The following is a 26,828-nucleotide window of genomic DNA, read 5'->3' on the forward strand; positions in this document are numbered from 1 at the left end:
TTACGCCGGCGAGAGTTCGTAGACGTAGAGGACGCGCGGATAAACCGTGAGCCATTCCGGCGGCTGCGGAATGGCTGCCACGCGGCCGGCTCTGGTGGCCAGCCAGGCCAGCGCCTGGCGGTACTCGTCCAGGCGCGCCGGGCGGAACGGGTAGCGACGGTAGTACGCGAACGCCTGCACGTGTGCCTGCAGGGCGAGCTTGCCGATCAGGCCTTCGGGCACGTCCTCGAACACCAGGATGCGGCGGCGTGCCACACGGTCGCACTCGGCGGCCAACCTGACCGGATCGTGGCTGTGGTGCAGCACTTCGCTCAGGATGACATGCTCAAAAGACTTGTCCCGGAACGGGATTGACGTTCCATCGAACGCGGTGAACGGTATGTCGGTCTGCCGGGAGTCTTTGACGTCGATACCGGTCGGCTGGACGCCGTACATCTCGCGGAGGTAGGTGCACAGATGGCCGGTTCCGCAACCGACGTCGAGCACGCTGTCGCCTTCTCCGACGTAATCGGCAAGGGCTTGGGCTTGTTCGCGCAACCGCACGGTAGGTTGCATGACGTGCTGAGCTTCCGAGAGTCGGCGGCAAAACATCATTTCGGCCAAAACGTAGCACGCGCAAGCGCTTCACCGCGGGCGTGCGAGGCTGGACCCGCACTTCGGGGAGTCGCCACGTGAACGTCGGACGAATTGCATTCGCGTGCATGGTGGGTACCACCGTGGAGTTCTACGACTTCTACATCTACGGCACCGCCGCGGCGTTGACCTTTCCGAAGGTCTTCTTTCCGAACCTGAGCCCGGCGATGGCGACGGTGGCTTCGATGGGTACCTTCGCCGCGGCCTTTGTTTCCCGGCCGTTGGGCGGGGCGGTGTTCGGCCACTTCGGCGACCGCATCGGCCGCAAGACGACGCTGGTCGCCACGTTGCTGATCATGGGGCTGTCCACCGTGGCCGTGGGTCTCACGCCCGGTGCCGCGGCGATCGGTGCGGCTGCGCCGGTGATAGTGCTGACGCTGCGGCTGTTGCAGGGGTTCGCGGTCGGCGGCGAGTGGGCGGGGTCGGCGTTGCTGGCGGCCGAATACGCGCCGGCGGACCAGCGCGGCCGCTACGGCATCTTCACCGCCGTCGGCGCCGGCATCGCGATGCTTCTGACAAGCGTGACGTTCCTTCTCGTCAACGCCACCGTCGGCGAGACGAGCCCGTCATTCCTGACCTGGGGATGGCGAATCCCGTTCCTGCTCAGCGGGTTGCTGGTCACGTTCGCGTTGTACGTGCGGGTCAGTATCGAGAAGACCCCGGTGTTCGCCAGCCAGACCGCGCCACCGCGGGTACCGCTCGCCGAAGTTCTGCGCCGGCAGTGGCGCACCGTGTTGCTGGCGTCGGGCAGCTTCGTCGCGGTGTTCGCCTTCGTCTTCATGGCGGGCACCTATCTCACCGGATACGCTCACAGTCGGTTAGGGCTCTCCCGCACCGCCATCCTGTCCGCCGGATTACTCGGTGGGCTGGTGTGGACGGCGCTGGTGCCGGTGTCGGCGAGAATGTCGGACCGGGTCGGGCGCCGTCCCGTCATCCTGTCCGGGTGGGCGGTGGGTTTTCCGTGGTCTTTCGCCGTCCTGCCGCTGATCGACGTCGGCAACCCTACTTCGTTCGCGCTGGCGATCGCCGGCACCTACGCCATTGCCGCCTTCGCCTACGCCCCGATGACATCCTTTGTGCCCGAACTGTTCACGACGTCGCACCGGTATACCGGCGCCGGGCTGGCGATCAACATCTCCGGCATCCTCGGCGGCGCAGTTCCACCCCTGATCGCCGAACCGCTGAGTGTGCGCTATGGCAGCTGGACCATCGGGCTCCTGCTGGCGGTGCTGGTGGTCATCAGCCTGTGGTGTAGCTATCGGCTGCCGGAGACACGGGGCACCTCGCTGGCCGGATTGAACAGCAGCAGCCGGCCTGATGCCAAGCTACGCCGGGGCTAGCGTGACTGATGTGACAAAAGTGCCCGGTCCGGCGTGTCCAGCGTCCGCAGTTGCTCGGCCAGCGCCCGGATCTCGCCGCGCAGCTCGTCGATATGGGCCGCCGTCGCCACTTGATTGGCGGTGTCGGCGTCGGAAACCCGCTGCACGATCCACGAGGCCAGCGACGCGGTCACCACACCAACCAGTGTGATGCCGCCCATCATCAACAGCACCGCGACCACCCGCCCGCTGACGGTGATCGGATACAGGTTCCCGTACCCGACAGTGGTCACCGTGGTGATGGCCCACCACACGGCCTTGCCGAAGCTGTTGATGGTGGCACCGGCCTGCTTGCGTTCAGCGTCCAGTACGGCCAGCGCGCCGGTATACACCAACAGCGCCACCCCGGACACCGTGTAGAGCAGGATCTGGCCGCGCACGGCATGACCGACGGCCTTCTGCAACACTCCGAGCAGCACGATCAGGCGCACCATCCGCAGCGGTCGCAGGAACGGCAGCAGGACGATCACCAGGTCGAGGATGTGCAGCAGAAACCATTCGCGGCGATTATCCGCCAGCACCAGGCGGGCGAAGTAATCGCCGACGAACATGGCCCAGGCGATCCAGCACAGCAGCCACAGGATGCGCGCCTCCGCCCCCTGCGGGCGGGCAAGGATCTGCACCGAGTACATGATCAGGAAGGCGACCGCGACCACGGCCAGCGGCCACTCGGTGCGCTGCCTCCACAACTGTTCCTTGGAGAGAGAGTGCATGCGCCTCACCCTACGAGTTGATCGGCCAGATCGACGAAATCACAAGCGTTGACGTCGAACTCGTCCTCGTAGGTCACGTCCGCCCGCCCGTCGGCACCGAATTCCAGCGGTCGGGCGACGAAGGCGGTCTGGAAGCCCAGTCGGGCCGCGGCGCGCAGATCGTATTTGTGGCTGGCGACCATCATGATGTGGCCGGGCGGCAGGCCCAGATAGGTGGCGGCCATCCGGTAGGCGGCCGGGTCGGGTTTGAACACTCCGGCCATCTCTGCAGCGAAAACGGCGTCCCACGGCAGGCCGGCGCGTTTGGAGATGTTGATCACCGCGCTGACGTCGGCGTTCGACAGGGTCGCCAGGATATAGCTGCGGCGCAGCCGGGTCAGCCCGGCAACGACATCCGGCCATGGTCGCAGGCGCTGCCAGGCCGAGGTGAGGTCATCGCGCTCGGCGGCGCTCAGGTCGGTGACCCCGGCGTCGGCCAGAACGGCGTCGAGCACCCGCCGGTAGACCGAGCTCACCGAGACCCAGGCACCCGATCGGCTCGGCGCCGCATCCGGCCTGGCCGATAAGGCCGCGAAGTAGCCTGCTCGCCAACGCCGGACCAGTTCCGGCCAATCGACGCCGGTGTGCCGGCCGGCGCTGATCCGCCGCGCCTCGTCGCAGACCGTCGAGTGAAAATCGGTCGCGGTCCCTTGGACGTCGAATAACAGCGCCTTGAGCACGCGTCCGAATCTACGATGTGCACCGTGGCCGACAACAACTCCGCCGACGAAGTCATCGAGGAACAGGAGCCCGACTACCGGTTCACCCTTGCCAACGAGCGAACCTTCCTGGCCTGGCAGCGCACTGCGCTGGGCCTGCTCGCCGCCGCGGTCGCGCTGGTCAATTTCGTCCCGGAGCTGGTAGTGGTCGGCGCGCGCCGAGTCATGGGCGTCGGCCTGGCCGCGTTGGCCATCTCCACCAGCTGGACCGGGCTGCAGCGCTGGCGGTTGGCTGAACGCGCCATGCGCCGGGGGCAGCCGTTGCCGCGCCACCCGTCGCCGGACCTTCTGGCCGTGGGTCTCATCTCGCTCGGTGTGATCACCCTCGCCATGGTGATCGCGAAGGTGGCGATGGGTTGACCGGACCAGGCGGGCCGCCCGAACGGACGACGCTGGCGTGGACCCGGACGTCGTTTGCGTTCCTGGTCAACGGCGTACTGTTGGCGCTCAAAGACATTCACGGCGCCGGCCACCGACTGGGCGCGCTGGTGCCTGCGGGGGTAGCCTGCGTCGCCGCGTCGGCGACCTACCTGATCGCGCTGCGGCGTCAACACACGTTGGCCCACCGCCCCCTGCCGGTGCGCATCACCGCCCGCCGCCAGGTGTACATCGTCGGGTTCGCCACCCTGGCGCTCGCCGTCACAACCGCGATTGCCCAACTGCTGTAATGCTTTTCGCTCACCACAGGAAGACCACGGCGTCTTTGCCGCCGGTACACCTGATCCAGGGATTGGCGCCGTCGCCCGCACACTGCATCAAGAAGTTCGCGGCGTTCTTCGGGTCGCAGTTCGCGCCGGGGACAGTCGAGCAGTCGACGGCTCCCGGGGATGACACCGTGCGCGTCCCGTTCGTGGCGTTGCCGTAGGTGCTCCAGTACGCGTGCAACACCGCGTTGGCGAAGTAGCAGGAGGTCTGGGGTGAGCCGCGACCGCCGCGCGACCCGTACCCCGTCGCATTGCTCATCTGGAAGCCCTGGTCGCAGCTCTGGTGGCTGGCGGTCTGGTCGGGGCCGGTCACCAGCGGCGGCGATGCATTGACCGGACGCGACGACCTGGGCTCCGGGGTGCTGACCGACGGCTCGCCCGAGTAGGGCGGGACGGTCGGCGGCACGGTCGCCGTCGGGACCGAGGGCGAATCCTCCTTCGCCAGCAGCCCGACGATCGCGCCGATACCGCCGAGCACCAGCACCGCCGCGGCTCCGATGACCACGGGAGCCATCCAGCGCCGCGCGGGCTTGGCCGGGGCTTCACCAGGCGGTACCGGTAGCGGTCCGGACGGGGTGAAGGTCTGCGGGTACACCTGCTGTGGTACAGGCGGCGGCGGCGGCCGCCAGACCGCCTGGACGGTCGGTGCCTGGTCTCTGGGGTCCACCGGGTCGATCGCCGTGCGCACGCCGCTGTGCAGCGCCCGTTCGGCTGCCCGACCGAACGCCCCGGCGCTGCCGTAGCGGTCATCAGGTTCTTTGGCCATGCCGCGCGCGATGACGTCGTCCAGAGCGGCCGGGACCCGCGGGTTGGCCAGACTGGGCCTGGGCGGGGGCGCGGACAAGTGCGCCGCGACGAAGCCGCCCTGGGTTTGCGCCGGGAACGGCAGCTCGCCGGTCAGCGCCTCGTAGAGGACGCACGCCAGCGAGTAGATGTCGGCGGCGGGGGTGATCTCCTGATCGGCGAAGCGTTCCGGCGCCATGTAGGCCCATGAGCCGACCCGCATGTTGGTCGCCGTCAGCCGGGTGTTCTCGCCCATCACTTCAGCGATCCCGAAGTCGACCAGATAGGCGAAGTCGGCCGGGGTGACCAGGATGTTCTGCGGCTTGACGTCGCGGTGCACGAGCCCCTCGGCGTGCGCGGCGTCCAGCGCCGCGGCGATCTGGGTGACGATCGCAACGGCACGCACCGGCTCCAGCGGACCCTTCGCCAGCAGCTCTTCCAGATCCGTGCCGCGGACCAACCGCATGTCCAGGAACAGTGATCCGTCGATCTCACCGAAGCCGTGGATCGGGATGACGTGAGGTTCCTGAAGCGTTGCCGCGGCATGTGATTCGCGCTCGAAGCGGGTGCGGAACTTTCGGTCGTGGGCGTACTGGCTCTTGATGATCTTCAAGGCGACGGTTCGGCCGATCTGGTTGTCGAAGGCCTCGTAGACCTCGCCCATGCCGCCCTTGCCCAGGACACCGGTGATCGAGTATTTGCCGAACGTCGTGCCGACCCGCTCATCCACCGCTGACACCCTCCTCCGCTAGGGATTATGCGGCACGCTGCCAGGATCTCTAACCGCTATCCGGGCACTGGCCGGCAGGCAGCCGGGCAAAACGAGTGGCCAACCAGGCCGTGGCTTCGTCCAGGGCGCGCTTGCCGTCGTCGAACGACCCAGACGCGGGCTCGGCGGCGATGACGACGGCAAGTCGTCCCGCATTGACGACGCCGAGTTGGCGCACCAGATATTCGCCCGACGGCGACGGACCCCAGCCGCCCTTGAATTGCGCGCCGGGCAGGGCGCCTATTCCCCAACTCTGTTGCGGATCGATCTGGCCCATCAATGCGAAGATCGGCTCGTTGCGCTTGTCACAGAACGCTTTTGCGGTGAAGTGCACCTGATCGGCCAGCGACCAGATGGTCTGGCCGAAGGCGGTGAATTCCGGTCGCAGCTTGCGGGATTCGACGTTGGTGGGGTCTCCGGTCTCCTGCAGGATCTGCTGAACTTTGGCCGCCGCGCTGGCGGGTTCGCCGAGTTGTTGCCACAGAGACTCGGCCGCCGCGTTGTCCGATTCGGTGATGGCCGCCTTCATCCTGGCGTTGACCGCGTGCTGCTGACGGTAGGCGGCGATCACCAGTGGCACCTTGATGGTCGACCAGGCCGGGCCTTGTTGCCAGTCGCCGTAGCTCGACGCCGGCTCGTTGCCGCCGACGGCGGCGACGGCCAGGCCCATCGTCGCGTTGACGCGGTGGGCCAGCTCGGCGAATTCCGCGGCCAGGTCGGGATGCGGCTGGGGTGCTGGGGGCTGCGGCACGATCGATGGCCTTCCCGGAGACGATGTCTGCCGATAGGTGAAGACGGCGGCGAATGTCATGATCGCGGCCGCCACAACCAGCGTTGCGAGGACCGCGATCGCGGCGCGGAGGCTAACCCGCCTTGGCTTGGAGATAGGTGACGATCCCTTGCGTCACGGCAGCGGCGTATTTCGCTCGGCCATCGGCACTTTCAATGTAGGCGGCGTCGTCGGCGTTCTTCATGTTGCCCAGTTCGACGAGCACGGCCGGGTATTCGGCCAGGTTCAGGCCGGCGAGGTCGGCGCGTCCGTACAGACCGTCGGAGCCGACGTAGTTCGACGGTTGGAAGCCCCCGGCGACCAGGGCCGAGCGCATCGCGTTGGCAAGTTGCATCGCGCCGCCGGACTGGGCGTCATTGAGCGGCGGGCTGGAGTAATTGACGTGAAAACCGTGTCCGGAGGCGGGCCCGCCGTCGGCGTGGATGCTGACGATGGCGTCCGGATGCATGGCGTTGGCGCGGGCCGCACGGTCGTCGATGCAGGGGCCGACGGAGCTGTCGTCCGCCCGGGACAGTTGGGTGTGGACGCCAAGGTTATTGAGGTTGGCCGCGACCATGTTGGTGACGCCCCAGGTGAACACATGCTCGGGAAAACCGTCGCCGGCGGCGGTACCTGAAGTGTTGCAGGGCTTCGTACCGCCCCGGCCGTTGGGCACCTGCTGGTTGATCGAGGCGTCGGCGACGGCGTTGTGGCCCGGGTCCAGGAACACGCTCATCCCGGCGATGCCGGCGGCTGAGGCGGGCGCGACACTGACCATCGCGGCGACCAGCACCGGTGCTGCGGCGGCGCATTTCAGCACGTCGCGCGTGAAAAAACGGTTCACCGCGCGATGGTAACAACCTCGCGGGGTGCCGTGCCCTTCACCTTCGGCGGCGTACTTCGCTGTGCGCCCTGCCTCCTGGCGCCGAGATTGCCGTCACGGTCGCTCATCGAGGCTCGACCACGACCATGGCCGCAATCTGGCCGCATTGCCCGCAGGCAGTGGTCATGACGTGCTATGACCAGACGATGCGAAATCTGATGCTCGCTTGGGTCGCCGCTTTCACTGCGCTCGCGCTGCCGGCTACCGCGCACGCCGACTCGCAGAACTTCAAGACGCCGTCCGGCAACATCGTTTGCTCGCTGGACAGCACCGGAGCAGCCTGCGATATCAATGAGTACACATACACCCCGCCCCCGCCGCCGGAGTGCGCCCAACACATCGCCTGGGGCAACCGATTTGTACTTGACGCCGGCAAGCCGGCGGCAATCCATTGCCACGGCGACACGTTGGCTGTGCCCGGTGAGCGGACCCTCGATTACGGCCAGACCGCGTCGGCCGGCACCCTGAGCTGTGTCAGCGGGCAGTCCGGCGTGACGTGCACCGACAGCAGCAGCGGACACTTCTTCCAGGTTTCGCGCGACTCCTTCAAGCTCGGGTAGCCTTCACCCGCGAGCAGCCGCAAAATCGCCCCGGAGCACACGCTCCAAGACGATTTTGCGTCTGCTCGTCGTCAATCGATGCGGCGAATCGCCAACTGCGCCAACCGCTTCAGCGTGCTGCAGGACGTCCACCCCCGCGTGACCCGCAACAGCCGATCCGCGCTGAGCAAGACGACCAGCGTCGTCGACGGCGGCGTGGTGGTCGGTTCGCTGACGCAGGCGGCCCTGACTCCCACGCCGTCCACCGCGTGACGTGGCCCGCAGTGGCGAGCACTAACTCGGACACGGCATCGACAGCGAACGCGCGGGCAGCTGCAGGTCCACCTCCACTCCCTCACCCACATCCACGGACATGTCGTAGAGGCACGCGACGTCAACCGATCCGGTCTGGTCGCCAACGGGTTCCGCGGTGACCGGGCCGCCCAGTATGTCGCCGGGCCTCCGCCTCGGTCACCCGGTCGCAGGAGCGCAAATTCGCGGGCTGCGCCACGTCGTCATGACGGGCGATCGGCGTACCCCCGGCGGGTGATACCGCGGTGATTCGATAGGTCTTCTCCGCGGGCCGGCCTGGATGTTTGAGCGGATCGTGCCCGTCCGGCGCCGCAGCCCTGATGTTGTCGAAGCATCCCAGCGACCCGTCCTTGGCTTGATAAAGCAGGCGCCCAACACCATTCGGCACCGGACGCAGCCATGCCTGGGCATCGCAGAGCTGCTGGACGGTCGTCGGGCCCGGAGCCGCCGTCACACCGGGGTGCGGCAGTTAGCGATGGCCCGCACATCCCGTGCACACCACCACGGCGAGGAGGGCGGACAGGCGGCGCGAATTCATACGACTTCCCTCAGCGCAGGGCCAGTCAATGTGGCGCCGGGGTCTACCAATCCCAATATCTCAACGTCGGGTCGCGCCCGCCGATTTGTTAACAGCCGGCAAACACCAGCAAAACCCCAGCTAACCTGGTGTGGTATCGAGCGCGGTGGAATGCTGTGGATGTCACAGGTACCGCCGTTACAGTCGTGACGGTTGTGGGGAGGCGTTGTTGCGGGAAACGTCGTTCGGCAAGTACCGGCTCATCGAGTTGATGGGCCGGGGCGGCATGGGCGAAGTCTGGCGCGCCTATGACGCCGACACCGATCGCGTGGTCGCGCTCAAGATTTTGCCGGCCGCCGTATCCAACGATGAGATTTTCCAGCAGCGGTTCCGCCGCGAGGCCCACGCGACGGCACGCCTGAACAGCCCCCACCTGATCCCCATCCACACCTACGGCGAGATCAACGGACGGCTTTATGTGGACATGCGGTTGATCGAGGGTCACGACTTGCAGTGGCTGCTGAACCAGGGGCCGCTGCCGCCGGCCCGGGCGGTGAACATCATCGACCAGGTGGCCAAGGGGCTGCACGCGGCACACCGGGAAAGGCTGCTGCATCGGGATGTAAAGCCGTCCAACATCCTGCTCGACCATGACGACTTCGCCTATCTGATCGATTTCGGCATTGCGCGCGCTGCTGACGACCTGGCGCTCACAGCCACCGGCAACTTCATCGGCACCTACCACTACATGGCCCCCGAACGGTTCACTACGGCACCCGTGGACGCCCGTTCGGACATCTATTCGCTGGCCTGCGTGCTCTACGAATGTCTGACCGCGGAGTCGCCGTTCCCGGGCGACACGTTGCAGGACCAGATCACCGGTCACCGCTCGACCCCACCGCCTCGGCCCTCAAACCTCAATCCCGATGTTCCGGCGAGCCTGGATATGGTCATCGCGCGCGGCATGGCCAAGAATCCGGCCGATCGCTACGACACGGCAGTCGGGTTGGCCAGGGACGCCCAGAACGCCCTCACCGCGACCACGGTGAATCGGACCATCCGAATGCAGCCGGCCGCGCCCGGATATGTCAATCCGCTGCCCCGCCCCGACACCGGCTGGCGACCAGCACCGCCGCCGCGGCCCACGGCGCCTCCTGCCCGACCGCCCGCGCCGCCGCCACCCCCGCAGAACGTTCACCCGACGATGGCGCGACCGGTTATCTCCGAGGTCGCCATGCCCAGACCCGAACCGTCCATCGCGCGCCCGCCCACATTGCCGCCGCCACCGGCCCGACCATGGTGGCGCCGCAAGGCCGTCATCGCCGCCGCCGTGCTCGCTGTCGTCCTGACGGTGGTGGCCATCGTCTTCGTCGGCAACTCGGGACCCAAAGACGAATACCAGCAGGTGACCCTGCCCTTTACCGGCCTGCGCGACCCGCAGGGCCTCTCGGTGGACATCGGCGGCACCGTATACATCGCTGATACCGAGCACAATCGGATACTGGCGCTGTTTGCGGGTTCCACCGAACCCCACACCCTGCCGTTCGACGGGCTCAATCTTCCGACCGGAGTGACGGCCGACAACACCGGCACCGTCTATGTCAACGACGCGGGCAACAAGCGGGTGCTGGTGCTGCGTCCGGGCGCGCAGACCCAAGAGGTTCTGCCTTTCACCGACCTGGTGAACCCCACCGGCCTGACCGTTGACAGCAGCCGGACCATCTACGTCGCCGATACCGGAAAGAATCACGTGGTGGCACTAGCCAACGGTTCGAACACGTTGACCGAGGTACCTTTCACCGGCCTGAACAATCCGACGGGTCTGGTGGTGACCGGCAACGGGACGGTCTATGTGGCCGACGGCGGCAACGATCGGGTCTTGGTTCTGCCGGTGGATACCAAAAAGCAAACGGCCCTGCCGTTTACCGGCCTCAAGCAGCCTGGCGGATTGACGCTCGACTCCCAGGGCAACGTCTACCTCAACGACACCGGGCACAATCGGACGCTGAAGCTCGCGGTCGGCTCCTCGACGCAGGAGGTCTTGCCGTTCACCGGGCTTGACTATCCGTGGGGCCTGGCGGTCGACAACAGCGGCACGGTGTACGTGGGTGGGCGTAACGACAAAATCGTGGCGTTGAAGCGCAATTAGCGTCAGCGTTGGTCAGCCTCCGAGGTTGGGCACCGCGGTGTCGAGGCTTTCAGCCTGCTCGGAGCACTTCCCGGCGCGTCGCGACCCGCAGCGAACCGTGGTAGTCCGGGCTGTCCAACTCGGCCGGAGTCCGTACCTCGACGCGGCCCTCGATCAAAACCATTGCAGCATCAGGGTCTTCGTGGGTCAGCAACCGCCGGACGTCGTCAATCTGCACCGTCATGACCGTCCCCTCCATGTCCTGATCGACCAGCTATGCCCGCTTCGCTGCGGATTAATCGGGTTGCCCCGCGCAGACCGGAAATGCCAGGCAAACTCTTTAACGTCGATTTTTCATCGAATGCGCTGCGGCAGCTACGGGCGCCGTTAAGCTCGTCCAGCCGGCGCACCGACGATGCTGACAGATGGCTTTGAGCCATTCGATGTCAAAGGAGTTGTCATGTCGTGGATCGTTGCCACACCTGGTCTGCTACCCATTGCGGCAACAGATCTACAACGAATCGGCGCCGTGATCGACGCCGGCAACGCCGCGGCGCTCAGACCCACGACCCACCTAGTCGCAGCGGGCGCCGACGAGGTATCCGCGGCCACCGCTGCACTTTTCAGTGACTACGCGCGCACGTACCAGACCCTCGGTGCCCAAGCAGAACTGTTCCACACGCTCTTGGTGCAGACACTGAGCGCCGGCGCCGAGGCGTACGCGGCCGGCGAGGCTGCCAACACCACACTGCTGCACACAATCGAACAAGACCTACTCGCGGTGATCAACGCCCCCACCGAGGCCCTGCTGGGTCGCCCGTTGATCGGCAACGGCACCAACGGCGCCCCCGGGACCGGTCAAGACGGCGGGGCCGGCGGTCTGCTCTACGGCAACGGCGGTAACGGCGGCTCCGGCGGCAGTGCCCACCCCGGCGGCGGCCGCGGCGGTGACGCCGGGCTGATTGGCTCCGGCGGCAACGGGGGCCAAGGCGCCCCCGGCACCAACGGCGGCGCGGGCGGCACCGGCGGCCTGCTCTACGGCAACGGCGGTATCGGTGGAGCCGGGGGCAATGCCGTCGTCCCTGGGGGCACCGGCGGTACCGGCGGCGCCGGCGGATCAGCCCTGCTGTTCGGCCAAGGCGGCACCGGCGGTGCCGGCGGCCTGGGCGCATCCGGAGCCAATGGCATCAACCCCCAGCCGCTGCCCGTCGGTCCACCGGCAAACAGCGGCACCCCAGGGACCAACAGTTCAGGTCCTCTCTTCGCCTTGGGCGGGCCGGGCGGGCCCGGCGACAACGGTGTGAGCACCGCGACCCTTGGCCAGCCAGGCGGCAACGGTGGACCCGGGGGTAGCGCGACGGCGGCCGACTTCGATGCCAATCCCATCATCGGAGGTATCGGTGGCACTGGCGGCAACGGGGGAATCGGTGCCGTCGGCGGCGCGGGCGGCGCGGGCGGTGCGGCCAACCAGGGCCGTCCAATCGGCGGAAATGGCGGCGCCGGCGGTGCGGGCGGCGCCGGGGCGCCGGGAGGGATGGGCGGCACCGGCGGGACCGCAGATGGCACACAGTCAGCCGTCGCGGTTGGCGGGAACGGTGGCGTCGGCGGCGCCGGAGGTCTTGGCGCCGCGGGAGGTCAGGGCGGCACCGGCGGGGCAGCCCTCAGCGCCAATCTCATCGCAGGTAGCGGCGGTAACGGCGGTACCGGCGGCGCCGGCGCCGCCGGCGGTGCGGGCGGCAACGGCGGTGCTGGCGGCGCCGGTGGTCATGGCGGGCTGCTGATTGGTGACGGCGGGGCCGGCGGCGCCGGTGGTGGTGCCGGCGGCGGCGGCGCCGGGGCCGGTGGGGCTATCGGCGGCCTTGGCGGAGCCGCCGGTGGCCTCTACGCGTCCGGAGGTGGCGGTGGAGCGGGAGGCGTTGGCGGGGCAGGGGGCGCCGGCGGCACCGGAGGTGTGGGGGGCGCCGGGGGTGGCGGCGGATTGCTGGTCGGCAACGGCGGTGCCGGCGGCAACGGGGGCGAGGCAGGCGTAGGCGGCTTGGGGGGCCAGGGCGCACAGGGCGGCGACGGCGCCAACAATGTTTTCTTCGGTCCGGGTGGCAACGGCGGTAGCGGTGGTGACGGCGGCGTAGGAGGTGGCGGCGGCAGCGGCGGGAACGGCGGCGCCGGAGGCACCGGCGGCCTCTGGGGACAGACCGGCGCGCCGGGCACCGGCGGTATTGCGGGTCCCGGCGCCAACGGGGGCGACCCCGGTACCGGCGGCTTCGGCGGAACAGGCGGTGTCAACGGTGCCACGGGTGGAGTGGGTCAGTCCGGCCAGAACGGCGCGACCGGCTCCACCGGCCTACCCGGCTGATTGCCTGTGGCTCAGGGCCGCAGTGCCACCCGGATGCGATTGTCCTTCTTGTTCTTGAACATGTCGTAGGCCCACACACCCTCTTCGAGTGGCAAGTCATGGGTGATCAACTTGGCCGGGTTCAGATCACCTTGCTCGACGTAGTCGAACAGCCGGGTGATGTAGCGCTGGCCGTGCTGAGATGTCTTCAGCGTCAGGCCCTTATTGGTGAGCACACCCATCGGGAACTTGTCGGTGAGCCCGTACACTCCGAGCACCGATACCACTCCCCCTTGCGGCAAGCGAGGACGGCCTGCCCCAGCGCAGTCGCGCGATCGGTCTCCATCCGCAGCAGCTGCTTGGCCTTATCGTAGAGCTGCTGGACGCCGGTGCCGTGGCCTTCCATGCCCACCGCATCGATGCACGCGTCGGGGCCGCGGCCGCCGGTCATCTCACGGAGCGTCTTGTGCAACTGTCCACCGCGGTGTAGTCGATGGTCTCCAGTCCAAATCCCTTGCGCGCCAGTTCCAGTCGCTCCGGGATCCGGTCGACGACAATGGCGCGTTCGGCCCCGAGCACCAGCGCGCTGCGCGCCGCCATCAGGCCCACGCCGCCGCCGCCCCACACCGCGACCGTGTTGCCGCCGGAGATGTCGCAGAAGTCAGCGCCCATGACGCCGGTGGGGGCGGCGTCGGGCAGGAACAGCGCCTGCTCTTCGGTCGGGCAAAACGCTCGGTGCGAGCGACGATTCGGCGAGGGGTGAGTATTTCGTAGCAGACCATCAACGCCAGCCGCCGCCGGTGGCCGAGGCGCACGGGCGACGGCTATCGCGTCGTGTCGGAGGTCGCCAGCGGGCACAGCGTCCCCAGAGCGCGCCGTCGACTGATTCTTCGCTGGCCTGCAGCGGATTCAGCTCACCTTGCGCGCGATCCTGTTGCCGAACCCGGAGATCATCTGGCTCGGGCGCTGTTGTTCACCCTGCTGTGCGCCCAACAGGATGATTGTGCCGGTGAGCACCGGCAGCATCCACTGCAGGTACCGCAGTTGTCTCTGCGCCGCGGCGACGTCATCCGGGGTGGACGATGACGGTTCGGTTGCCCCCTCCGCGGAATGACCCTCGCCCTGTGCGGCTTTTGCGCCGAGCGCGCCGCTGTAGGCGGTGGCTCCCAGGGCGGCACCGGTGACGGCGAGCTTGGCGGCGGTGTTGGAGGTCACGCCGGTCTGGTACTTGGCGCGCTTGCGGTTGTTGTAGAGGATCGCGCCGCCACCGAGTAGGTGCGCGCCGATGGCCGCGGCATTGACGGGCGCCCACTTGGCCCATCCCGTCGCCGAGACGCGGGCGCGGTCCTGCGGATCCTTGACGGCGGCGCTCGCGCCGTTGAGGCCGACGGCGCCCATGATGGATCCGCCGAACCAGGCGGCGGCGCCGAGGTCGTGCAGTGACCGGATGACTGTGCTCCGTGATGGCATTTGGGTGTTCCCTTTCGGATGTGAGAGCTGTGCGGGTTGAGGCGCCGTGACCAACCGTCGGCGTAGGACCCGGATCTATGCGACGCAGGCGCCGAGCCAAAGGGATTCACCGTTTTGACGATTTGAAACCAGCGGGCTGCGGCGATCCGCGTCAGGCCGCCCTGGGCCGCAAGAGGACGGCGGCTGTCAAGCCGGCGGCGGCAAGCACCACGATTGACACCATGATCGTCGGGTGAAAGCCGGCCAGGAATGCGCTCTGCGCCTGCAGACGGAGTTGTTCTGCGACACCGGGCGCGGTGGTTTCCTGGGTCAGCGTCTGAGCTTGTCCGATGGACTCTCGCGCGCTTGCCAACTGCGCTACGGTCACACCACCGACGGGCCGGAAAGCGCTGTTATACACGGCTGCCAGTACGGATCCCAGTACCGCGATACCCAGACCACCAACAAGAACAATGCGGCGCAGACGGTGAACAGCACCACATCGGGACGATCCGCGACCGGCCTGTCCGCGGCCGCGAAGGAACGCTCGGCGGTCATAACAGTCTGAGGAGCTCGCAGATCGCTGACATACTTGGTGATGATCTGCGGCGTGATATGTGGAACGTCTTTATCTGGAACGATTTTCGCATCCTGGACCGCCGCGCGGAACGGTCGGTCGACAGCACCGACGCATTGACCGGCGACTCGGGCTGGCGGTATTTGTGCAGCAGCGGCAACAGCGAGTTCTGGCGCTGCTTGTCGGGCAGGGCACGCAGGCCGGTTTCGAACCGTTGCAGCCAGTCGGCATAGCCCTCGATGCGCTGGATCGCGCAATCGCTGTCGATGAGCCAGGCAACGAAGTCGTCGAAGCCGATGCTGTCGTCGTGCGGGTTCATTGCTTGGTAGGTCTCGAACCCGTCCACTCTCTTTGGGTTTCGCGGGTCGCCAAGGCTAGCCGCAAAGGTGGAGATCGCCTCGGCGACGAACTCCACCGGCAGGCCGTCGTGGTGGGCGCACTCGAAGCTTGTAAGCACGACGCATCCGGTGGCGGGCAGTACGGCTTATAACTGACGGTGCGTGGGTGTATGAGGGTGGGACGTTGCCCGGCGCACTGACCTAACGCACGACGGCTGACGACACGTCGTCAGTACTCTACGTTCTCAGCGAGGCGGCTCAGACGCATCCGATGGTCACTTCTGGCGCACGGGTTCGGCTATGCCCGGCGCCGGGCTTAAGCTCCCGTCCACTGCCGGCAAACTCAGGTCACAAAGGACAACGCAGGTGCTGGTAAGGTACCGCAATCTCTGTTAAGCAGAGCTGCATGGAGATCTACGATGCACCCAGACGTCCTGAAGCTGGAGCTTGAATCTTTGGGATTGCTGACACCCAAAATACGGGGTCTAGCCTCAAGGCTGAGACTTTCACACCCGGACGAAATTTTGACCGACCTAGTGGCTGACACCGCGACGTCGGCCACTGCCAGATCAGTGACCGCGCAGACGCTACCCACACTGATGACAATTGCGGCCGACCGCCTGATGGACGTCAGTGACCGCGTTGATCAGGTGCGCACGCAGTTCGCGAACGCCGATGCCGATGGGGTGTCCGTCATCTCCGCTTGCAACCAAGTGGCACAAGCATCGCCCGCTATCCACATATGAGCACCCCGTCAGCCGGATCAGGCCTTGGTAACTCGTAGCCAAGTCGACGGCGCGAGACCAGAATCAGTACTCGCATTAATCGAGTCGTGGAAGACCGCGGGAACTGACCTAGAGAATGTCGCCGACGACTACGTGCGCGTTGTGGAACGCCCAGGCGGCCGCACCTGGTCAGGACGCACCGCCGATGCCGCAGTTTCGGTTAGCTACGACGACCGCAGGGAAATTATCCGGGTTGCCGATTCGCTTACTGCAATGTCCGCTCGAGCGTCTCGGGGAATGACTGAAGAAGTGATGCCTTTGCTGTCGAATGTGCGTGCGATGATCGAAAACGCTGAACGGCAGGGGTACATCGTTCGCGACGACCTATCGCTTTCATGGAAACGTCCAGCCGGGATGAATGACGCGACTGCCGAGGTGTACCAAAGAGCGACGGAGCCCTTCACCCAGCAAATCAGGGCAGCCGCTCAAAGCTGGTGGGACGCCGAAGAGCGGTGTCCGAACAGATCACCCAAGACCGCAGCGCACTGACTTTGACCGTTAGCGCGTCGAAAGAACCCGGCCCGCTCTCGGGCGGCGCAGGTCGCCAGATCGAGCTCGTCGATCACCACGTGCCGCTGAAACCTGGGGACTGGTATCCGACGAATGAGATTGTCAGGGAGGCGACTGACTTAGTCACCGTGTCCTCCTCCGACGCGGCTACTACGACGGAAGTAAGGGCTTCGGTTTCGACAAGATGTACTGGCGGCATGGGATTACCAATCCGGATGTATTCGTCGACCTCATCACACATAGTCATCCAACCAGCAATAAGGACGGTGAACTTATCTACGAAGTTCCTATAGTCAGGACTCATTGCACAGCAGGAATATGCGCTGTCTGCCGCCCTGCGCGAGAGGTTCTTCGGGGCCCTGGCCGACGCCGAGACCGACGACGACGTCGACGTCGTCATCGTCACGGGCGCCGATCCGGTGTTCTGCGCCGGGCTGGACCTCAAGGAACTGGGCGGGCAGACCGCGCTCCCGGACATCTCACCGCGCTGGCCGGCCCTGACCAAACCGGTGATCGGCGCGATCAACGGAGCGGCGGTCACCGGCGGGCTCGAATTGGCGCTGTACTGCGACATTCTCATCGCATCAGAGCAAGCCCGGTTCGCCGACACGCACGCTCGAGTCGGTCTGTTGCCCACCTGGGGCCTGAGCGTGCGGCTGCCGCAGAAGGTCGGGGTAGGTCTGGCCCGGCGGATGAGCATGACCGGCGACTATCTCTCGGCCGCCGACGCACTGCGCGCCGGACTGGTGACCGAGGTGGTGCCGCACGACCAACTGCTGCCGGCCGCTCGCCGGGTGGCGGCCTCGATCGTCGGCAACAATCAGGATGCGGTGCGGGCGCTGCTGGCGTCCTACCACCACATCGACGACGCACAAATCGGCGGCGGTCTGTGGCTGGAAGCCGCTGCGGCACGGCAGTTTCGGACCAGCGGCGAGGACATCGCGGCCAATCGCGAAGCGGTGATTCAGCGCGGCCGCTCCCAAGTCCGTTGACCGGCCGGTGACGCCACAGCCGCGGTCTGTTCCACGACACTCGACCGCGGACACCCTATTGACCGTCACGCTTCAGCCGTGCCGGAATCCGGACAATTTGCGTCTGATCTGCCGATCGTAAATGGCCTGCAGCTGCCGCTGCATGCTGGCGAACGTTGCGCCCACGTCGGCGCCCTTGAGGCCGACGGATTCCAGGCCGGATGCGATGACGCGATCGCCACCTGGCAGGAAAACCCGCGCGTAGTCCTGCGGGCGGGTGTGCGGCAGTTGATCGAGCGCGACGCGGGCACGGGGGTGCTCGGCCAGATACTGCTGCTGGCTGGGATCGCCGGCCGCGGACTTACGCACCGCCAGGTATCCGGTGTGCTGGCTGAAGTAGGCGGTGTTGCGTGGGTTGGTGATGAAGGCAATGAATTTGAGCGCGTTGATCTTTCGCTCCTGCGACAGCTTCATCGGGATCGCCAGGCCGGCGCCGCCGGTCGGGCAGGCCGGAGCGCCACCGGGCCCGGTGGGCAACGGCGCCACGCCGAAATCGAAGCGCGCCGCGGCGGCGATGCCGACCAGCGTTCCCGTGGAAGTCACCGTTGAGGCCAGGATGCCGGTGGCGAACTCGTTGGCAATGCTGTGGGCGACCGTCGCATAACGCTTGGCGTGTATCGAATCGCGCAGAAAGTTGCCCGCCGCAATCGTCGACGGGTCGGTGAATCTCAGGGTCCATTCGTCGGAATAGGCGCCGCCGAACGCCCAGTTCGGCCCTTCGAACGTCCACGAAATCGTTTCGAAATTCGCCCAGCCGTGCGCCCACTTGCCGGGACCGACAACGCGCTGCAGTCGCGGGCCCCAATCGTCGAACTCCGGCCAGGAGTTCGGACCGCGGTCCGGCAGGCCCGCCCGCTCCCAAATCGCCTTGTTGTAATAGAACAGCGGCGTAGAACGCGCGTAGGGCACCGCGTAGTGGCGCCCGCCGAAGTCGTAGTCGGCCAACAGGGAATCCACGTAGTCCCCGGTGTCGACTCCCACCTCCCGGAACAGATCGTCGAGCGGGGACAGCACACCACTGAGCGCGAAGTGGAACCACCAGATGTCGTCCAGCACAACGACATCGGGCACGTCGGCGCCGATGAGTGCGGCATTGAACTTCTGCGCGACCTCGTCGTAGTCTTTGCCGGCGTCGATCAACTTGACCTGCAACCCTGGAAACTTTGCCCGGAAACGGCCGATCAATTCCCGCTCCACCGGTGTGGACAGCCCAGGGTGATTGGACCAGAACGTGATTGGGCCATCGCCGGATTTGATCGGGCTGCGGTCGCCCAGGCCGGCACAACCGGACGTCACACCGGCGGCGGCCAGCGTCAGAAACCGCCTGCGATTCAGGGGCTGCATCGCTATCCCTTCACCGCGCCCGACGTGAGACCCTTGATCATCTGCCGTTGCAACACGACGAAGATGAGCAGGATCGGCAACATCGCCAACAACGTTACCGCCATCACCGGTCCCCAGTTGGTGACGCCTTCGGCCTGCTGCAGGAAGGTCAGGCCCACCGGCAACGGCGCCACCGATTCGTCGTCGGACATCAGGAACGGCCACAGATATTCGTTCCATTCGTTGACGACCGTGATGATGCCGAACGCCACCATGGTGGGCCCCGACATGGGGAGCACGACCTGCAGCAGCAGTTGCCACCACCGGGCGCCGTCCATCCGGGCCGCCTCGATCACCTCGGCGGGCAGCGAGAGAAAGTGGTTGCGCATCAGAAAGGTCCCGAACGCGACGCCGGCCAACGGCAAGATGATGCCGGGGAAAGTGTTGCGCAGACCCAATTGGGAGATCAGCGCGTAGTTGGAGATCACCGTGATCTGGTTGGGCACCATCAATGCGGCGATGATCAGCAGGAACACCACATTGCGGCCCGGGAAGCGCACGAACACCAGTCCGAAAGCACTCAGCACACCAAGGACGAATTTCACCGCCGCCAGCGCGGAGGTGATGATCACCGAGTTGCGCACATATGTCCAGAACGGAATCTGGTGGGTGGCAGTGCGGTAATTCTGGAAATCCCAGTGTGGCGGCAGCCAGGTGGTCGGCTGCGAATAGACGTCGGGCTGATCTTTGAGTGAGGTGAAGAACACGAAGGTCAGCGGGCCGGCGATCAGTGCAACCACGAGCAGCATCGCGGCGTAACCCAGCAGCCGGGCCGGGCGCAAGCCATCGGAAGTCATTGGCGCTGACCCCTGTCCATCACTCGCACCTGGTAATAGGTGATGGCCAGCAGCACCAGGAACATGATCGTGGCCACCGCAGCGCCGTAGCCGGCGCGAAAATTACGAAAGGTCTCCACATACACCTGGTAGACCATGGTGGTGGTGCCGGTGCCCTCCGGACCGCCGCGGGTCATGACGTTGATGACGTCGAAAACCTGCAGCGAACTGATCATCACGGTGATCGACAGAAAGAACGTGGTCGGCCGCAGCTGAGGCAACGTCACCGCACGGAAGGTGGCCCACCGTCCGGCTCCGTCAATCTGCGCCGCCTCCAACAGATCTCGACGCACCCCCTGCAACGCCGCCAGATAAATGACGAAGGTGTAGCCGAGGTTCTTCCAGACATAGGTGACGGTGATCATGAACATCGCCCAGTGCGCGTCCTGGTAGAAATCGGGCACCCCGAGCCCAAGGCGGTGCAGCAGGTCCTGAATGAGGCCGAAGTGTGGGTCGAAGACGAACTGGGCGGCCAGACCGACCGCCGCACCGGAGATCACGAACGGAGCGAACACCGTGGAGCGCACCAGGTTCCGGCCGCGCAGCGGCTGATCGAGCAGCATGGCCAGGGCCAAACCCAATACCATAGAGCCCGCCACCGCCGCCACGGTGAACACCGCCGTATTGAGCACGATCCGGGCCGTGTCGGAACGGGTGAACCACTCCGCGTAATTGGACAGCCCGATGAATTCCGCTTCCCGGTCTGAGATGTTCCAGTCGAAAAACGACAACCGGATGTTGTCGGCCAGCGGCCGGTAGATGAACAGCAGCAGCAACGCCACGTTGGGACCGACGAGCACGACGAACAGCGCGTAGTCACTCCACGCGCGGCGCCGGGCCCGCTCCGTCGTCCTCACCGGCGCAGTGTAGCCCGGCCCATCGGCGCCGAGATTGCCGTCACGGCAGTGATTATGTGGTCAACCACAACCACCACGGCAATCTCGCCAGAGCGGACGGGCTCAGCCCGTCCCCGTGACCAGCCACCGCCCGGACAGCGCCCGCCATCCGCTTAAGGCCAACCGCAACACCATGAAGGTGCTCAACCCGGACCAGATGCCGGCCAGGCCCCATCCGAAAAGCAGCGATAACCAGATCAACGGCAGAAATCCCAGCAACGCGCTGGCGACCGTAGCGGTGCGCATGAACGCGGCGTCTCCGGCCCCCAGCAGCACGCCGTCCAGCGCGAAAACTACTCCCGCAATCGGCAATTGGGCCACCATGAACCACCACGGGACAGCCACCGCGGCCAGCACGGAGCCGTCGTCGGTGAACAGGTCCGGCAGTACCGCCGAGCCCGCCCCGAATGCGAGGGCCAGCAGGCCGGCCGCCAACAGCGAGAACCACGACACCCGCCACGCGACCCACTTGGCATGCCCGGCGTCGCCGGCCCCCAGCGCGGCGCCCACCAGTGATTGCGCGGCGATGGCCAGCGAATCCAGCACCAGCGCTAGAAATGTCCACAGCTGCAACACAATCTGGTGGGCGGCCAGTGCGGCTGCCCCGAACCGTGCGGCCACCGCGGCGGCCGAGACGTAACAGACTTGAAAGGCCATGCTGCGCAGGATCAAATCGCGCCCCATCACCAGCTGGGCACGTAGTGCGGCGCGATCGAGCCGCAGCGGGATGCGTTCGGCCAGCAGTGCGCCGCCGAACAACAGCGCCGCCAGCCACTGGCCGGCCAGATTCGCGACCGCCGAACCGGGCAGGCCCAGCCGCGGCACGCCCGCCCAGCCGTACACCAGCAGCGGGCACATGAGCGCCGAGACAGCGAAACCCGTGACCACATAACGCAACGGCCGCACGGTGTCCTGCACGCCGCGCATCCAGCCGTTCCCGGCCAGTGAGACCAGGATCGCCGGGGCACCCGCGATGGCGATCCGCAGCCAAGGCAGGGCGACGGAGGCAATGGGACCATTGGATCCGATCACCTCAACCACCGGCTCCGCCACGGCCTGAACCACAAGGACGATGGCCGCACCCAGGCCCAGGCCCAGCCACGTCGCCTGGACGCCCTCGTTGACAGCCGCGACGCGGTCCGCGGCACCGTAGAAGCGAGCCGCCCGGGCGGTGGTGCCGTAGGACAGAAACGTCAGCTGGGTGCTGACCAGGCCGAGGATCAGGCTGCCGACGGCCAGGCCCGCCAGCGGAACCGCCCCCAGCCGGCCGACCACCGCGGTGTCGAACAGCAGGTACAACGGCTCAGCGGCCAGCACACCCAAAGCGGGCAGCGCCAGTGCCGCAATCTGGCGGCCGCCGGTGGTAGGCCGACCGGGATCCCGCCCGCTCTGCGGCAAGGCGGCTAATCGAGCGCCGCGCGCAGCGCGGCCACCACATCGTCGATGGAGCCAGTGGTCGAGTAGCCGGCCGCCAAACGGTGGCCGCCGCCGCCGAATCCGATCGCCACGGTGGCCAGATCGATCGATTTGGCCCGCATCGATACCGACCATTGCTCAGGTGCGACTTCCTTGAACACCGCCGCCACCCCGGCCTCCTGCGTGGTGCGCACAATGTCGACAACGCTCTCGACTTCCTCAGACCGCGCGTTGACCCACTCGTGGTGGTCCACCACCGCGTAGACCAATCCCTGCCCGCCGGCCGCCTCGGGCAGCAACTGGGCGGTCCCCAGCACCCGGGAAAGCATCGGCAACCAGGCATAGGGATGACTATCCATCAGCGACCGGCTGATGGCAGCGTTGTCGACGCCGATGTCCACGAGCCGGGCGGCCAGCCGCAGGGCGCGAGCGCTGGCCCAGCGGAACGACCCGGTGTCGGTGGTCAACCCGGCGTAGATGCAGTGCGCCACATCGCGGTCGATCGGCTTGCCCCATACGTCGAGGATCTCGGCGATCATCATGGTTGTCGAATCCGCGGACGTGTCCACGAAGTTGGCGGTGCCGAAGAATCCGTTGGACGCGTGGTGATCGATGACCAGCAGTTCCTGGCCGGGACCGGCCAGATCCTGCAGCGAGCCGAGCCGATGCATGCTCGGGACGTCGACGGTGACCACCAGGTCCACGTCGTGAAGCACCTCGTCGGGGGCCACCAGCAGGTGACAGCCGGGAAGTGAGCGCAGCGACTCCGGCAGTTCCGCCGGCGCGGCGAAGCTGACCTGGACTTTCTTGTCGCACCGGTCGAGCACCGCGCCCAGGGCGAGGCCGGCGCCTATCGTGTCGGCGTCGGGATGGACGTGGCAGACCACCGCGACCGAATCCGCGCCCGCCAACAACTCGACGGCGCCGACGACGTCGACGCGCGCCCCGTTCAGGCGCGGCATGCCGGTCAGGTCAGTCTTCGGATCGATCTTGCGATTGACTATCGTCATCGGTGTCTCCCCCGCAAGCGGGTGGTACCCCCAAAGCTTCGATATCTCCACGCCCCCCGGCGGCCGGCGGTTCGGCCGCCGACCCACTCTCACGGTACGGGTCGGCCTCCCCTGCCGGTTTGGCGCCCACCCGCACGCGCGCCAGATCGGCATCCGCGGCGCGCGCCCGGGCCAGCAACTCCTCCATCCGGTTCACCGTGTCCGACGTCGTGTCGCGGGTGAAGGTCAGGGTCGGGGTGAAGCGCACACCGGTGCCCGCTCCCACCCTGGTCCGCAGGACACCCTTGGCCCGGTCCAGGGCCGCGGCGGCGCCGGCGTAATCGGGCTCGTCGTCCAGCGTCGGGCCCATCACCGTGTAGTAGACCGTCGCGTCATGCAGGTCGTTGGTGACCTTGGTGTCGACGATCGTCACTCCGGCCAGCCCCGGATCCTTGATCTCGTACTCGATCGCCGAAGCGACGATCGTGCTGATCCGTCTGGCCAGCCGGCGTGCCCGGGCGGGGTCAGCCATGCCAGCTCACCGGGCTCATCAGGAACGTTCCTTCTGGACGAGCTCGAAGGACTCGATGATGTCGCCTTCCCTGATGTCCGAGTAGCCCAGGGTCAGACCGCACTCGAAGCCCTCCCGGACCTCGGTGACGTCGTCCTTCTCCCGCCGCAGCGAGTGGATCGAGAGGTTCTCGGTCACCACGATGTTGTCCCGCAACAGCCGGGCCTTGGCGTTGCGGCGCACCACCCCGGAGGTGATCATGCAGCCCGCGATGATCCCGACCTTCGAGGACCGGAAGATCGCCCGGATCTCGGCACGGCCGAGCTGGTTCTCCTCGTAGATCGGCTTGAGCATGCCGCGCAGGGCCTTCTCGATCTCGTCGATCGCCTGGTAGATGACCGAGTAGTAGCGGATCTCGACGCCTTCGCGGTTCGCCAGCTCCGTCGCCTTGCCTTCGGCACGCACATTGAAGCCGATGATGATCGCATCCGACGCCGACGCGAGGTTGACGTTGGTCTCGGTGATGCCGCCGACACCGCGGTCGATGACGCGCAGCGCCACTTCGTCGTCCACCTCGATACCCATCAGGGCCTCTTCCAGCGCCTCGACCGTACCGGCGTTGTCGCCCTTGAGGATCAGGTTCAGCTGGCTGGTTTCCTTCAGCGCCGAGTCCAGGTCCTCCAGGCTGATCCGCTTGCGGCTGCGGGCGGCCAGGGCGTTGCGCTTGCGGGCGCTGCGCCGGTCGGCGATCTGGCGGGCGATGCGGTCCTCGTCGACGACCAGCAGGTTGTCACCGGCGCCGGGCACCGACGTGAAGCCGATGACCTGCACCGGGCGCGACGGCAACGCCTCGTGGATGTCCTCGCCGTGCTCGTCGACCATGCGGCGGACGCGGCCGTAAGCGTCGCCGGCGACGATGGAGTCGCCGACCCGCAGCGTGCCGCGCTGAATCAGCACGGTGGCCACCGGCCCGCGACCGCGGTCCAGGTGCGCCTCGATGGCCACACCCTGGGCCTCCATGTCGGGGTTGGCCCGCAGATCCAGGGCGGCGTCGGCGGTCAGCAGCACCGCCTCTTCCAGCGCCTCGATGTTGGTGCCCTGCTTGGCGGAGATATCGACGAACATCGTGTCGCCGCCGAAATCCTCTGCCACCAAACCGTATTCGGTGAGCTGCCCGCGAATCTTGGCCGGGTCGGCGCCCTCCTTGTCGATCTTGTTGACCGCCACCACGATCGGCACGTCGGCGGCCTGGGCGTGGTTGATGGCCTCCACCGTCTGCGGCATCACGCCGTCATCGGCCGCGACCACCAGGATGGCGATGTCGGTGGCCTTCGCGCCGCGGGCACGCATCGCGGTGAACGCCTCGTGACCCGGGGTGTCGATGAAGGTGATCAGCCGCTCGCTGCCCTCGAAATTGACGCCGACCTGGTAGGCGCCGATGTGCTGGGTGATGCCACCCGCCTCGCCCTCGCGGACGCTGGCGTTACGGATGGTGTCCAGCAGGCGGGTCTTGCCGTGGTCGACGTGACCCATCACGGTGACCACCGGCGGGCGGGTCTGCAGATCGCCTTCGTCCCCTGAGTCTTCTCCGTAGGAGAGATCGAAAGACTCCAGCAGCTCGCGGTCCTCGTCCTCGGGACTGACGACCTGAACGTTGTAGTTCATCTCGCTGCCCAGCAGCTCGAGCGTCTCGTCGCCCACCGACTGGGTGGCCGTGACCATCTCACCCAGGTTGAACAGCGCCTGCACCAGCGCGGCCGGGTTGGCGTTGATCTTGTCGGCGAAGTCGCTCAGCGACGCACCCCGGGCCAGCCGGATGGTCTCGCCGTTGCCGTGCGGCAATCGCACGCCACCGACGACCGGCGCCTGCATGTTCTCGTACTCGGCGCGTTTGGCCCGCTTGGACTTGCGGCCACGCCGCGGCGCGCCACCGGGACGGCCGAACGCACCTGCCGCACCACCGCGCTGACCGGGGCGGCCGCCGCCACCGCCGCCACCGCCGGGGGGTCCACCGCCACCGGGACGACCCCGGAAACCGCCGCCACCGCCGGGTGCAGCGCCGACGCCGCCGCCGCCGCGGTAGTTACCGCCGCCGCCACCGCCGCCGGGACCGCCACTTCCACCGGGGCGGGCACCGCCGGGCCGGGGTGCGCCGGTGCGCGGCGGACGAGGCCCGCCGGAGGCGCCACCGGGACGCGGCGGCATGCTGCCCGGAGAGGCCCCGCCCGGTCGTGGGGCACCCGGCCGGGGTGCGCCGGGGCGCGGAGCCTGCGGATGCGGACGCGGAATCGGCCGGTCCACCGGCTGCGCCGAGGAGAACGGGTTGTTGCCGACGCGGGGGGTGCGCACGCCGGGCTTAGGCATGGGACCCGGGCGGGGTCCGGGCGTCACGCCCGCCTGCGGGGCCTGCGGTGTGGGCGGCTGTGCCGGTGGCGGGGCCGCCGGAGCGGGAGCCGGCGGGGCCGGGGGCGCCGGCTTGGCGGCCCTGGCTGCGGGAGCGGCCGGGGTGGCCGGTGCAGCCGGCGGCGCCGGAGTGGCCGGTCGCTCGGGGGCGGCCGGCCGTGCCGGAGCGCTGGTGGGCGCGCCATTGCCGACCGCCTTGTCCAGCGCGCGGTCCAGAGCCGAATCCGCAGCTGACGGGGCCGCTTTCGCGGCGGGCTTGGCCGCCGTCGGGGCGCTGGCCGCGGGGACCGATTGCGGGCTCTTCGCGGCGGCGGGTTTGCCGCCGCCGAACGACTCGCGCAACCGCCGTGCCACGGGTGCTTCCACCGTCGATGATGCCGATTTGACGAATTCGCCCTGTTCGGTCAGTCGGGCGAGAACTTCCTTGCTGGTGACACCGAGTTCCTTGGCTAACTCGTGTACGCGGGCCTTACCTGCCACTACAT

The 26,828-nt window shown here is 67.2% G+C and carries 26 protein-coding genes and 3 pseudogenes; 10 read left to right on the top strand and 19 right to left on the bottom strand.

The features are described from left to right. On the bottom strand, positions 1 to 555 hold the full coding sequence (locus ACX9NE_RS15285; protein ID WP_459362219.1) for a class I SAM-dependent methyltransferase: 555 nt from the start codon (positions 553 to 555) through the stop codon (positions 1 to 3). 146 nt (positions 556 to 701) lie between these two features. Between ACX9NE_RS15285 and ACX9NE_RS15290 the strand changes: the two genes are divergently transcribed. Then, the gene (locus ACX9NE_RS15290) at positions 702 to 1,973 is read left to right on the top strand and encodes an MFS transporter (protein WP_459362346.1); all 1,272 of its coding nucleotides are present in this window, start codon (positions 702 to 704) and stop codon (positions 1,971 to 1,973) included. On the opposite strand, the gene ACX9NE_RS15295 is transcribed toward ACX9NE_RS15290, so the two are convergent. Together ACX9NE_RS15295 and ACX9NE_RS15300 are read right to left on the bottom strand one after the other, a co-directional pair. Then, complete coding sequence (locus ACX9NE_RS15295; RefSeq protein WP_459362220.1) at positions 1,970 to 2,725, bottom strand: potassium channel family protein; 756 nt, start codon at positions 2,723 to 2,725, stop codon at positions 1,970 to 1,972. The two genes, ACX9NE_RS15290 and ACX9NE_RS15295, sit on opposite strands and share 4 nt — an antisense overlap. Positions 2,726 to 2,730: 5 nt before the next feature. Then, on the bottom strand, positions 2,731 to 3,444 hold the full coding sequence (locus tag ACX9NE_RS15300; RefSeq protein ID WP_459362221.1) for a haloacid dehalogenase type II: 714 nt from the start codon (positions 3,442 to 3,444) through the stop codon (positions 2,731 to 2,733). Between the two features lie 15 nt (positions 3,445 to 3,459). On the opposite strand from ACX9NE_RS15300, the gene ACX9NE_RS15305 reads away from it, so the two are divergent. Together ACX9NE_RS15305 and ACX9NE_RS15310 are read left to right on the top strand one after the other, a co-directional pair. Then, positions 3,460 to 3,843 carry a YidH family protein gene (locus ACX9NE_RS15305; RefSeq protein ID WP_459362222.1) on the top strand — a complete coding sequence of 128 codons (384 nt, stop codon included), beginning with the start codon at positions 3,460 to 3,462 and terminating at the stop codon, positions 3,841 to 3,843. Next, positions 3,840 to 4,151, top strand: coding sequence for a DUF202 domain-containing protein (locus tag ACX9NE_RS15310; protein WP_459362223.1), 312 nt, complete (start codon positions 3,840 to 3,842; stop codon positions 4,149 to 4,151). Before ACX9NE_RS15305 ends, ACX9NE_RS15310 begins: the two co-directional genes overlap by 4 nt. Before the next feature lie 10 nt (positions 4,152 to 4,161). Here the strand turns inward: ACX9NE_RS15310 and ACX9NE_RS15315 are convergent, their stop codons facing one another. Genes ACX9NE_RS15315 through ACX9NE_RS15325 form a run of 3 tightly spaced genes read right to left on the bottom strand, consistent with a single transcriptional unit; the run spans position 4,162 to position 7,286 of the window. Next, positions 4,162 to 5,700 (bottom strand): serine/threonine-protein kinase, encoded by a 1,539-nt coding sequence (locus ACX9NE_RS15315; protein ID WP_459362224.1) that lies wholly within the window; start codon positions 5,698 to 5,700, stop codon positions 4,162 to 4,164. A gap of 49 nt (positions 5,701 to 5,749) precedes the next feature. Beyond that, entirely contained in the window at positions 5,750 to 6,550 is an 801-nt protein-coding gene (locus tag ACX9NE_RS15320; protein WP_459362225.1) for a serine hydrolase, read from the bottom strand. Positions 6,551 to 6,602: 52 nt separating this feature from the next. Then, the gene (locus ACX9NE_RS15325) at positions 6,603 to 7,286 is read right to left on the bottom strand and encodes an Rv3717 family N-acetylmuramoyl-L-alanine amidase (RefSeq protein ID WP_459362347.1); all 684 of its coding nucleotides are present in this window, start codon (positions 7,284 to 7,286) and stop codon (positions 6,603 to 6,605) included. 230 nt (positions 7,287 to 7,516) lie between these two features. Between ACX9NE_RS15325 and ACX9NE_RS15330 the strand changes: the two genes are divergently transcribed. The 3 genes from ACX9NE_RS15330 to ACX9NE_RS15340 all read left to right on the top strand — a co-directional run bounded on the left by ACX9NE_RS15330 (position 7,517) and on the right by ACX9NE_RS15340 (position 10,908). Further along, entirely contained in the window at positions 7,517 to 7,951 is a 435-nt protein-coding gene (locus tag ACX9NE_RS15330) for a DUF6636 domain-containing protein (protein WP_459362226.1), read from the top strand. Positions 7,952 to 8,029: 78 nt separating this feature from the next. Then, positions 8,030 to 8,203: a hypothetical protein gene (locus tag ACX9NE_RS15335; RefSeq protein WP_459362227.1), complete on the top strand. Its 174-nt coding sequence runs from the start codon at positions 8,030 to 8,032 to the stop codon at positions 8,201 to 8,203. Between the two features lie 785 nt (positions 8,204 to 8,988). Then, the gene (locus ACX9NE_RS15340; RefSeq protein ID WP_459362228.1) at positions 8,989 to 10,908 is read left to right on the top strand and encodes a serine/threonine-protein kinase PknD; all 1,920 of its coding nucleotides are present in this window, start codon (positions 8,989 to 8,991) and stop codon (positions 10,906 to 10,908) included. Between the two features lie 49 nt (positions 10,909 to 10,957). Here the strand turns inward: ACX9NE_RS15340 and ACX9NE_RS15345 are convergent, their stop codons facing one another. Next, on the bottom strand, positions 10,958 to 11,131 hold the full coding sequence (locus ACX9NE_RS15345; RefSeq protein ID WP_459362229.1) for a hypothetical protein: 174 nt from the start codon (positions 11,129 to 11,131) through the stop codon (positions 10,958 to 10,960). Between the two features lie 216 nt (positions 11,132 to 11,347). Here ACX9NE_RS15345 and ACX9NE_RS15350 point away from each other — a divergent pair, with 216 nt between their 5' ends. Beyond that, positions 11,348 to 13,240 (top strand): PE family protein, encoded by a 1,893-nt coding sequence (locus ACX9NE_RS15350; protein WP_459362230.1) that lies wholly within the window; start codon positions 11,348 to 11,350, stop codon positions 13,238 to 13,240. An 11-nt stretch (positions 13,241 to 13,251) separates the two neighbouring features. Here the strand turns inward: ACX9NE_RS15350 and ACX9NE_RS15355 are convergent. From ACX9NE_RS15355 to ACX9NE_RS15375, 5 genes and pseudogenes are all read right to left on the bottom strand, one after another. Further along, a pseudogene (locus ACX9NE_RS15355) lies at positions 13,252 to 13,936 on the bottom strand (zinc-binding dehydrogenase); the annotation flags it as partial. Positions 13,937 to 14,128: 192 nt separating this feature from the next. Next, a complete protein-coding gene (locus ACX9NE_RS15360) occupies positions 14,129 to 14,689 on the bottom strand; it encodes a hypothetical protein (RefSeq protein ID WP_459362231.1) in 561 nt (186 codons plus the stop codon). Between the two features lie 151 nt (positions 14,690 to 14,840). Beyond that, positions 14,841 to 15,041 (bottom strand): hypothetical protein, encoded by a 201-nt coding sequence (locus tag ACX9NE_RS15365; RefSeq protein ID WP_459362232.1) that lies wholly within the window; start codon positions 15,039 to 15,041, stop codon positions 14,841 to 14,843. A gap of 11 nt (positions 15,042 to 15,052) precedes the next feature. Then, entirely contained in the window at positions 15,053 to 15,226 is a 174-nt protein-coding gene (locus ACX9NE_RS15370; RefSeq protein ID WP_459362355.1) for a hypothetical protein, read from the bottom strand. A gap of 15 nt (positions 15,227 to 15,241) precedes the next feature. Then, positions 15,242 to 15,681: pseudogene (locus ACX9NE_RS15375) on the bottom strand (carboxylic acid reductase); the annotation flags it as partial. A 321-nt stretch (positions 15,682 to 16,002) separates the two neighbouring features. Between ACX9NE_RS15375 and ACX9NE_RS15380 the strand changes: the two are divergent. From ACX9NE_RS15380 to ACX9NE_RS15390, 3 genes and pseudogenes are all read left to right on the top strand, one after another. Next, entirely contained in the window at positions 16,003 to 16,329 is a 327-nt protein-coding gene (locus tag ACX9NE_RS15380) for a hypothetical protein (protein ID WP_459370740.1), read from the top strand. 276 nt (positions 16,330 to 16,605) lie between these two features. Beyond that, a complete protein-coding gene (locus ACX9NE_RS15385; protein ID WP_459362234.1) occupies positions 16,606 to 16,857 on the top strand; it encodes a hypothetical protein in 252 nt (83 codons plus the stop codon). 329 nt (positions 16,858 to 17,186) lie between these two features. Continuing rightward, positions 17,187 to 17,870: pseudogene (locus ACX9NE_RS15390) on the top strand (enoyl-CoA hydratase); the annotation flags it as partial. 72 nt (positions 17,871 to 17,942) lie between these two features. Here ACX9NE_RS15390 and ACX9NE_RS15395 read toward each other — a convergent pair. The 7 genes from ACX9NE_RS15395 to infB form a co-directional block, all read right to left on the bottom strand. Then, positions 17,943 to 19,253 (bottom strand): ABC transporter substrate-binding protein, encoded by a 1,311-nt coding sequence (locus ACX9NE_RS15395; RefSeq protein WP_459362235.1) that lies wholly within the window; start codon positions 19,251 to 19,253, stop codon positions 17,943 to 17,945. 2 nt (positions 19,254 to 19,255) lie between these two features. Further along, the gene (locus ACX9NE_RS15400; RefSeq protein ID WP_459362236.1) at positions 19,256 to 20,089 is read right to left on the bottom strand and encodes a carbohydrate ABC transporter permease; all 834 of its coding nucleotides are present in this window, start codon (positions 20,087 to 20,089) and stop codon (positions 19,256 to 19,258) included. Continuing rightward, positions 20,086 to 20,985 (bottom strand): carbohydrate ABC transporter permease, encoded by a 900-nt coding sequence (locus ACX9NE_RS15405; RefSeq protein ID WP_459362237.1) that lies wholly within the window; start codon positions 20,983 to 20,985, stop codon positions 20,086 to 20,088. The genes ACX9NE_RS15400 and ACX9NE_RS15405 overlap by 4 nt, the downstream gene beginning before the upstream one ends. Before the next feature lie 102 nt (positions 20,986 to 21,087). After that, a complete protein-coding gene (locus tag ACX9NE_RS15410; protein ID WP_459362238.1) occupies positions 21,088 to 22,422 on the bottom strand; it encodes an MATE family efflux transporter in 1,335 nt (444 codons plus the stop codon). 5 nt (positions 22,423 to 22,427) lie between these two features. After that, positions 22,428 to 23,450: a DHH family phosphoesterase gene (locus ACX9NE_RS15415; protein WP_459362239.1), complete on the bottom strand. Its 1,023-nt coding sequence runs from the start codon at positions 23,448 to 23,450 to the stop codon at positions 22,428 to 22,430. Further along, complete coding sequence (gene rbfA / locus ACX9NE_RS15420) at positions 23,413 to 23,961, bottom strand: 30S ribosome-binding factor RbfA (RefSeq protein WP_459362240.1); 549 nt, start codon at positions 23,959 to 23,961, stop codon at positions 23,413 to 23,415. Before rbfA ends, ACX9NE_RS15415 begins: the two co-directional genes overlap by 38 nt. A gap of 18 nt (positions 23,962 to 23,979) precedes the next feature. Continuing rightward, positions 23,980 to 26,823, bottom strand: a complete 2,844-nt coding sequence (infB, locus tag ACX9NE_RS15425; protein WP_459362241.1) for a translation initiation factor IF-2 — start codon at positions 26,821 to 26,823, stop codon at positions 23,980 to 23,982. Between the last annotated feature and the right edge of the window lie 5 nt (positions 26,824 to 26,828).

It is taken from the genome of Mycobacterium sp. ML4 (genome assembly GCF_054515735.1).

Bases quoted from the DNA above. Each gene is read 5' to 3' on its own strand.
- ACX9NE_RS15360 (WP_459362231.1), bottom strand. From the start codon at position 14,689: ATGCCATCACGGAGCACAGTCATCCGGTCACTGCACGACCTCGGCGCC.
- ACX9NE_RS15320 (WP_459362225.1), bottom strand. From the start codon at position 6,550: ATGACATTCGCCGCCGTCTTCACCTATCGGCAGACATCGTCTCCGGGA.
- ACX9NE_RS15415 (WP_459362239.1), bottom strand. From the start codon at position 23,450: ATGACGATAGTCAATCGCAAGATCGATCCGAAGACTGACCTGACCGGC.
- ACX9NE_RS15330 (WP_459362226.1), top strand. From the start codon at position 7,517: ATGACGTGCTATGACCAGACGATGCGAAATCTGATGCTCGCTTGGGTC.
- ACX9NE_RS15395 (WP_459362235.1), bottom strand. From the start codon at position 19,253: ATGCAGCCCCTGAATCGCAGGCGGTTTCTGACGCTGGCCGCCGCCGGT.
- ACX9NE_RS15385 (WP_459362234.1), top strand. From the start codon at position 16,606: ATGACTGAAGAAGTGATGCCTTTGCTGTCGAATGTGCGTGCGATGATC.
- ACX9NE_RS15345 (WP_459362229.1), bottom strand. From the start codon at position 11,131: ATGACGGTGCAGATTGACGACGTCCGGCGGTTGCTGACCCACGAAGAC.
- ACX9NE_RS15325 (WP_459362347.1), bottom strand. From the start codon at position 7,286: ATGGTCAGTGTCGCGCCCGCCTCAGCCGCCGGCATCGCCGGGATGAGC.
- ACX9NE_RS15400 (WP_459362236.1), bottom strand. From the start codon at position 20,089: ATGACTTCCGATGGCTTGCGCCCGGCCCGGCTGCTGGGTTACGCCGCG.
- ACX9NE_RS15305 (WP_459362222.1), top strand. From the start codon at position 3,460: ATGTGCACCGTGGCCGACAACAACTCCGCCGACGAAGTCATCGAGGAA.
- ACX9NE_RS15380 (WP_459370740.1), top strand. From the start codon at position 16,003: ATGCACCCAGACGTCCTGAAGCTGGAGCTTGAATCTTTGGGATTGCTG.
- rbfA (WP_459362240.1), bottom strand. From the start codon at position 23,961: ATGGCTGACCCCGCCCGGGCACGCCGGCTGGCCAGACGGATCAGCACG.
- ACX9NE_RS15295 (WP_459362220.1), bottom strand. From the start codon at position 2,725: ATGCACTCTCTCTCCAAGGAACAGTTGTGGAGGCAGCGCACCGAGTGG.
- ACX9NE_RS15350 (WP_459362230.1), top strand. From the start codon at position 11,348: ATGTCGTGGATCGTTGCCACACCTGGTCTGCTACCCATTGCGGCAACA.
- ACX9NE_RS15285 (WP_459362219.1), bottom strand. From the start codon at position 555: ATGCAACCTACCGTGCGGTTGCGCGAACAAGCCCAAGCCCTTGCCGAT.
- ACX9NE_RS15290 (WP_459362346.1), top strand. From the start codon at position 702: ATGGTGGGTACCACCGTGGAGTTCTACGACTTCTACATCTACGGCACC.
- ACX9NE_RS15335 (WP_459362227.1), top strand. From the start codon at position 8,030: ATGCGGCGAATCGCCAACTGCGCCAACCGCTTCAGCGTGCTGCAGGAC.
- ACX9NE_RS15370 (WP_459362355.1), bottom strand. From the start codon at position 15,226: ATGACCGCCGAGCGTTCCTTCGCGGCCGCGGACAGGCCGGTCGCGGAT.